Origin of the sequence: Streptococcus agalactiae ATCC 13813 (genome assembly GCF_000186445.1) — a bacterium.
Lineage (GTDB): Bacteria > Bacillota > Bacilli > Lactobacillales > Streptococcaceae > Streptococcus > Streptococcus agalactiae.
In genome coordinates, this window is the sequence record NZ_GL636070.1 from 1 (window position 1) to 6,211 (window position 6,211).

Consider the following 6,211-nt stretch of genomic DNA (forward strand, 5'->3'; position numbering starts at 1 on the left):
CATTTTTTCTTTTATTTTTAAAAAGTTAATATTATTTATAGTAACTAACCTTCTATACTTGTTTAATGGATAGCATTTTTACCGTTGTCATGTTCATATTTCATCTTCTTAATTCACAAATTTAAACTTCATCTTCATAAAAAACACCCCTCAAATTTTATCTAAATTTGAAGGGTGTTTGAAATTTATAAAGTTCTTTAAAAATATATGATGACTTATTTTTTATCTTCTTCTTGCATTTTTTCTTTGATTTCATCGTATGATAACGCTCTCGCTTTATCTTCATCATTTTCTGTCTCAGGCATTTTACCTGTCTCGAAAATCGATTTAATCTGAGCAGCATCAAGAGTCTCATATTTTAAGAGGGCTTCTGCAATTAATTTATGAGTATCACGGTTTTCGTTGATAATATCAGCTGCCTTATTACGTGCTTCATTAAGAAGGTGACGAACTTCATCATCAATAAGTTGTGCAGTTTGAGAAGAATATGATTTTTCAGGTGACATTTGGCCAGCCATCATTGCATGGTTACCTTCGTATTGAACTGGGCCAAGTTTCTCACTCATACCATATTCAGTTACCATAGCGCGGGCCATGGCAGTGGCTTGTTCAAAGTCATTTGAGGCACCTGTTGTCTGAGCGTTGAAAATAATTTCTTCCGCTACACGTCCTCCCATAAGACCTGCTAATTGCTCTTTCATATCATCTTTTGAAAGAAGCATTTGATCTTCTTTAGGTAAAGCAATCATATATCCACCTGCACGACCACGTGGTACGATAGTAACTTTATGAACAACTCGCGCATTTGAAAGAATCAAACCGACAATTGTGTGCCCAGCTTCATGGTAAGCAACCATAGCTCTTTCTCTTTCAGAAATAGTACGATCTTTTTTAGAAGGACCAGCAATTACACGGTCTTCTGCTTCATCAATATCTGAAGCATCAATAACTTTTTTATTTCGTCGCGCAGCAACTAAAGCAGCTTCATTGAGAACATTCTCCAAATCAGCACCAACAAATCCTGGGGTTTGTTGAGCTACTACTTTTAAGTCAACATTATCTGCTAATGGTTTATTTTTAGCATGTACTCTCAGAATTGCTTCACGACCTTTTACATCAGGTTGTCCAACTAGAACTTTTCTATCAAAACGTCCTGGACGCAGTAATGCGGGATCTAACACGTCACTACGGTTGGTAGCAGCGATAACGATAATACTTTCGTTTCCTTCAAAACCATCCATTTCAATTAAAAGTTGGTTGAGCGTTTGTTCACGTTCATCGTTTCCGCCACCCATACCAGCTCCACGTCGACGTCCAACAGCATCAATTTCATCAATGAAAATAATAGCACGTTCAGCTTTTTTAGCATCTTCAAACAAAGAGCGTACTCGACTAGCTCCAACACCGACAAACATTTCAACAAAATCTGAACCGGAAATACTAAAGAATGGAACCCCTGCTTCACCGGCAACAGCTTTTGCTAATAGGGTTTTACCTGTCCCTGGAGGTCCTTCTAATAGAACCCCTGCTGGAATTCGGGCACCTAGAGATTTATATCGTTTAGGATCTTTAAGGAAGTCAACGACTTCTATTAATTCTTGCTTTTCTTCCTCTGCTCCAGCAACATCCGAAAATCGAACTTTAACCTCATCTTTACTAGATGATCTTGCTTTATTTTTACCAAAGCTCATGGCACCACGAGCGCCACCGCCACCGCCTTGGTTCATCATCATCATAAAGAAACCAATCATGATAACTAAAGGTAAAAAACTGGCAATATAAGAAATCCATGTCCCACTTGAACTTTCATGTTTGACCTGAATATTAGTGTTATTTTCTTCAGCAGCGCTAACAAGAGATTTTATTGAAGAGTCATTTGGTAGTATAACAGAATTAAATCCTGTAACTTTAGTAGCAACACTACCACCTAAAAAAGTAAAACTATTAGCTGATTTAATTGTTTTGGCTTTCTTATATGTCCCACTAACTTCAACAACACCACCACTTGGCTGGTATGAAATAGACTTAATTTCTCCAGCTTTTAATTGTTTAACAAGTTTTGTATAAGAAATTTGCTGGTTTTGAGAGCTAGTTCCTTTTAAATAGTATTGAAAGGTTGTAATAACCGCAATAATCAATAATATGTAAATAAAGGAATTTTTCAGAAAACCATTATTTTTATTATTTTTCATAGTTTAAGAGAGTACCTTTTTTCTATTTTGAGTAAATTTCTTCTTTTAACACACCGACATAAGGTAGGTTACGATAGTTTTCAGCATAGTCTAAACCGAATCCCACAATAAATTCATTTGGGATATCGTAACAAACGTAATCAGCATCAATATCTACCAATCGCCCTTCTGGCTTATCAAAAAGGGTTGCAACTTTGACAGAGTTAGCTTGACGATACTTAAACATATCTCGAAGGTATTTTAATGTACGTCCAGTATCAATGATGTCTTCAATAAAGATTACATCTCTTCCTTCAATGTTAGTATCAACATCTTTTAAAATTTTAACTTCTCCACTACTAGTTGTACCACCATGATAGCTTGAAACAACCATAAAATCAATTTCAACATGTGTATCAATATGCTTTAATAGTTCAGCCATAAAAGGCACTGACCCCTTTAATACACCTACTAATAATGGATTCTTACCTGCATAATCTGCAGTTAATTTAGCTCCTAATTCTTTCGTTTTCAGAATAATATCTTCTTCTGAATATAAAACTTTTTTTATATCATTTTCAAGCATGATGTCACCTTTTTTCTAAATTTTCAATATAAAGTTTGCCCTTCATTATATCATGTTCAGAAGGTTTTCTCAAATATGTTCTACCTGCAACAATCACAAATATCAACTCTTTATTTTGCTCCCCAATAACAGCTTCTTCTCTGTCTTTTAGAGTTATTTTCTCATCAATAAATAGACGGCGAATTTTTTTAGTGTGATTTCCTAAAAATATCCTATCCCCTTCTTTTCTTCTTCTTAAAATAATCGGAGAAGTATCATAAATAGGAATAGTAATGTCTGCTTGAGAAATGAATTTTCCATAGGAAAATAAATATTGTGAGAATATTTGTATATTATGCAATTCTAATCTTTTTTCAACCTTAAAACTATCCGTCTTAGGATGGATTTTTGTAATATGAAAACTCTCGTAATCCTTATGAAGAAAATAGCCCGATTTAATAGTATAGTCAATATTGGCTTTAGTTCTAATCAATTTTAATATTACTCTGAACTGTTCTTTACTCACTTGTAAATCTGGAAATTTGCTAATGTAATCTTGCAATAAAAATTCTTGGACAGAATGAGTTTGCCTTAAAAAATCATAGCAGTTTGTTACTTCGATGCTCCTTGTTAGGTCTGTTAAAGCCGTGAATAGACACTCTGTTTCCTCAGAGAGAGTTATGAGAGAATCTTTCAATTGATTATTTTCTCTTTCCAAAGTAGGAAAGTAGATGTTTCTTATTCGATTTCTCAAATAATCAGACGAAGCATTGCTAGCATCTTCAAAATGAAAAATATTTGGTAATAACTCCTTTTTATATGGAAGAAATGGTCTAATCAATTGACCATTTGCAAAAGCACTCACTTGCTTAATCCCTGATAAATAGCGTAGCCTGCTTCCTCTTAAAATTCTCATAAATACAGTTTCAGCTTGATCATCAGCATGGTGAGCTGTTACTAAAGCCGTGTAACCTTCTTCACGCATAACTTTTGAAAAAAAATTATAGCGATGGTTACGTGCTCTATCTTCTGAAAATATTCCTTGAAAATAAGAGATAAAGACAGGGACATCATGTATCTGTCCCCACTGTCTGATATATTCTTCTTCTTTTTCTGATTCTTTTCGCTGTCCATGATTTATGTGTGCAATACCAATACTAATTGATAACTCTTTTTGATACTGGTATAAAAATTGCAACAAATTTATTGAATCAATGCCACCAGAAACAGCAATTAGAACTTTCTGATGAGCGGTAAATAACCCTTTGGATAAGGTATCTTTCAAAATAGTGTTATACATATTACTTTAAAACCTGGTAAACGTCGTCAGCAATCTTAGTGATATCATCGTAAGATGATTTATCTGTAAAAATAATCATAATAAAAGGTTGTTCTGCATAAACAATAGCCGCATCATGTTTGTAGTCATAAGCATCTCCAATTTTATGTGCTACTTTAACTGGTATATTTTTAGGGATTCTTGTATTATCAAAATCAGTCTTTGATAGGTAATTAACAATATCTCCATTTTGATAATAAATTGCTTCCATCATTTTACCCGCAGCTTGTGGAGAAATCTGGCGTTTCTTCATATCCCAGTGCATACCAGAAATTGTGTCTACTTGTGTTTGAAACATTGAATCGTATTGATTATTGACATAATAACCTAGCATATTTGTTGCAACATTATCTGATTCCTTGGCAGTTGCTTCAAGTAACTCCTTAACTGTATATAATTTATGATCAGCTTTTTTCTCTAATTTCCCACTACCACTTGGATCATAGCTATTAGGAAATTGATTAACATTATCTTTGTATTCAAATTTGCTGTCCAATGACAGTTTTCCTAATTTTACTTGCTCTTGGCTAGCATAAAGTGTTGCTAATTTTGCAATACTTGCAGAGTACATTGACCTATCAATATTAATACCAGCTACTGTCTGTGTATTTAATTGTTTGATGTATATACCATATTTATCTTTATTATATTTTTCCAATAATACTTCTTGAACCTTAGCCATACGATTATCAGCAACCGATAGATCTTCTACTGATATCCAAAAACCACTGTCCGTTTTATAATAAATACCATGTTCTGTTTCTGCTTGTTCTACTAAATGCACTCTGGAATAAGGTTTTAAATTATTTTTAACTTCACTAACACCATTTGTGTAAGGTGCTTCATAAGTCACAAAAGAAGGTTTTAACCAATAATCCAATGAGACAGATTGCTGCTTAGAAACTAAATCATTAAAAATAGCTTCACGACTAGCCTTTATGAACTGTCCATTGGACAAAGTAAATACTGGAATTCCATTTGAATTAATTGTAAGGGAAACAATCGACAATAAAGTATTTGGAACTAAAGTCTCTCCTGTTATGGTTAAAGCTTCATCTTGAAAACTGCTTATTTCAATTTTTGTAGTTGGTCTCTCTGGAATAGCATCAAAATACATTTCCTTATCCACAACTGTCTGAGTTAAGGCGTATCGTCTATTTTGAGAAAGCGTTAATGGCTCCTCGGTACTTATAGCTGGGATTGATACAAAATATAAGCTACATAATAAGAAGGTTAAAACTTTCTTCATTACTTTTCTCTGCTCTCAATCTTTTCTTTTTCTACAATTGTTTGCCTAAGTTGATAGTTCTTATCAGCTAACTCTTCTAGTTTGTCATCCGAGTAGGCTAGAAAATGTTCTATTGTTTCAATTAAATTATTCATAATTATTTTGGTAAAAGGTCTGGTAATGGGTAAATCATTTCGCCGGTCTTAGAGAAATAATACTTCGCTCGAGCATATTTTTGAACGTAATCTGGATTTTTTAGTTGTTTTGCTAGTAACTTCTGGTTCTCAGTTCTATTAGTTAATGTCTGATAGTCTTTCGTTAATTTTACAACTTCTTGACGACGTTCTTGTAAAGTTCTGTAACTCTTAACTAAATTATAAGTGGGTAAAATAAATAAAAGCATGACAAAAATAAGAACCCAACCCATTAAACGATTTTTTCGGCGTAACTCCTCAGCTTCGTAACGTTTTTTTAGATTCTCATCGTTAATATATTGATTATTTAACTGAACAACATTAGGCTTGCTCATCTGTTTCTATCCTTGTTTCATTAATAATTTCATACATTTTGATAGCATCTTCTTTCTTAGTGCTATCTTTCATTTCTAATACTTTAACGGTCAACAATTTATTACCAAAACGAATTTCAACTTGGTCATTAAGCTTTAGGTCAGTTGATGACTTTGCTAATACGCCATTCACCTTGACACGTCCTTTGTCTGCAACTTCTTTAGCAACGGGACGACGCTTAATGATACGCGACACTTTTAGATACTTGTCTAATCTCACTGATGATCACATCCTTCTGTCTAAATTAACTCTACTATTTTAGCATTTTTTTTGAAAAATATCTGAACTGATAATATTTGTCAATATAATGTAACAAAAAGAGAGCTAATAGCTCTCTTC

7 protein-coding genes are annotated in these 6,211 nt (G+C 33.4%); all 7 read right to left on the reverse strand.

The window, feature by feature from the left end:
* Positions 1-215: 215 nt before the first annotated feature.
* From ftsH to HMPREF9171_RS112835, 7 genes are read right to left on the reverse strand one after another with little or no spacing between them, the layout of a single operon-like run.
* Positions 216-2,192: an ATP-dependent zinc metalloprotease FtsH gene (ftsH, locus tag HMPREF9171_RS112865; protein ID WP_000794528.1), complete on the reverse strand. Its 1,977-nt coding sequence runs from the start codon at positions 2,190-2,192 to the stop codon at positions 216-218.
* Between the two features lie 22 nt (positions 2,193-2,214).
* On the reverse strand, positions 2,215-2,757 hold the full coding sequence (hpt, locus tag HMPREF9171_RS112860) for a hypoxanthine phosphoribosyltransferase (protein ID WP_000892188.1): 543 nt from the start codon (positions 2,755-2,757) through the stop codon (positions 2,215-2,217).
* Between the two features lie 4 nt (positions 2,758-2,761).
* Positions 2,762-4,036, reverse strand: a complete 1,275-nt coding sequence (gene tilS, locus HMPREF9171_RS112855) for a tRNA lysidine(34) synthetase TilS (protein ID WP_000282853.1) — start codon at positions 4,034-4,036, stop codon at positions 2,762-2,764.
* 1 nt (position 4,037) lies between these two features.
* Positions 4,038-5,324 (reverse strand): serine hydrolase, encoded by a 1,287-nt coding sequence (locus HMPREF9171_RS112850; RefSeq protein ID WP_000757205.1) that lies wholly within the window; start codon positions 5,322-5,324, stop codon positions 4,038-4,040.
* A complete protein-coding gene (locus HMPREF9171_RS112845; RefSeq protein WP_001061058.1) occupies positions 5,324-5,458 on the reverse strand; it encodes an SP_0009 family protein in 135 nt (44 codons plus the stop codon). Before HMPREF9171_RS112845 ends, HMPREF9171_RS112850 begins: the two co-directional genes overlap by 1 nt.
* Positions 5,459-5,460: 2 nt before the next feature.
* The gene (locus HMPREF9171_RS112840) at positions 5,461-5,832 is read right to left on the reverse strand and encodes a septum formation initiator family protein (protein WP_000042845.1); all 372 of its coding nucleotides are present in this window, start codon (positions 5,830-5,832) and stop codon (positions 5,461-5,463) included.
* Positions 5,819-6,091 carry an RNA-binding S4 domain-containing protein gene (locus tag HMPREF9171_RS112835; RefSeq protein ID WP_001234967.1) on the reverse strand — a complete coding sequence of 91 codons (273 nt, stop codon included), beginning with the start codon at positions 6,089-6,091 and terminating at the stop codon, positions 5,819-5,821. The genes HMPREF9171_RS112840 and HMPREF9171_RS112835 overlap by 14 nt, the downstream gene beginning before the upstream one ends.
* Between the last annotated feature and the right edge of the window lie 120 nt (positions 6,092-6,211).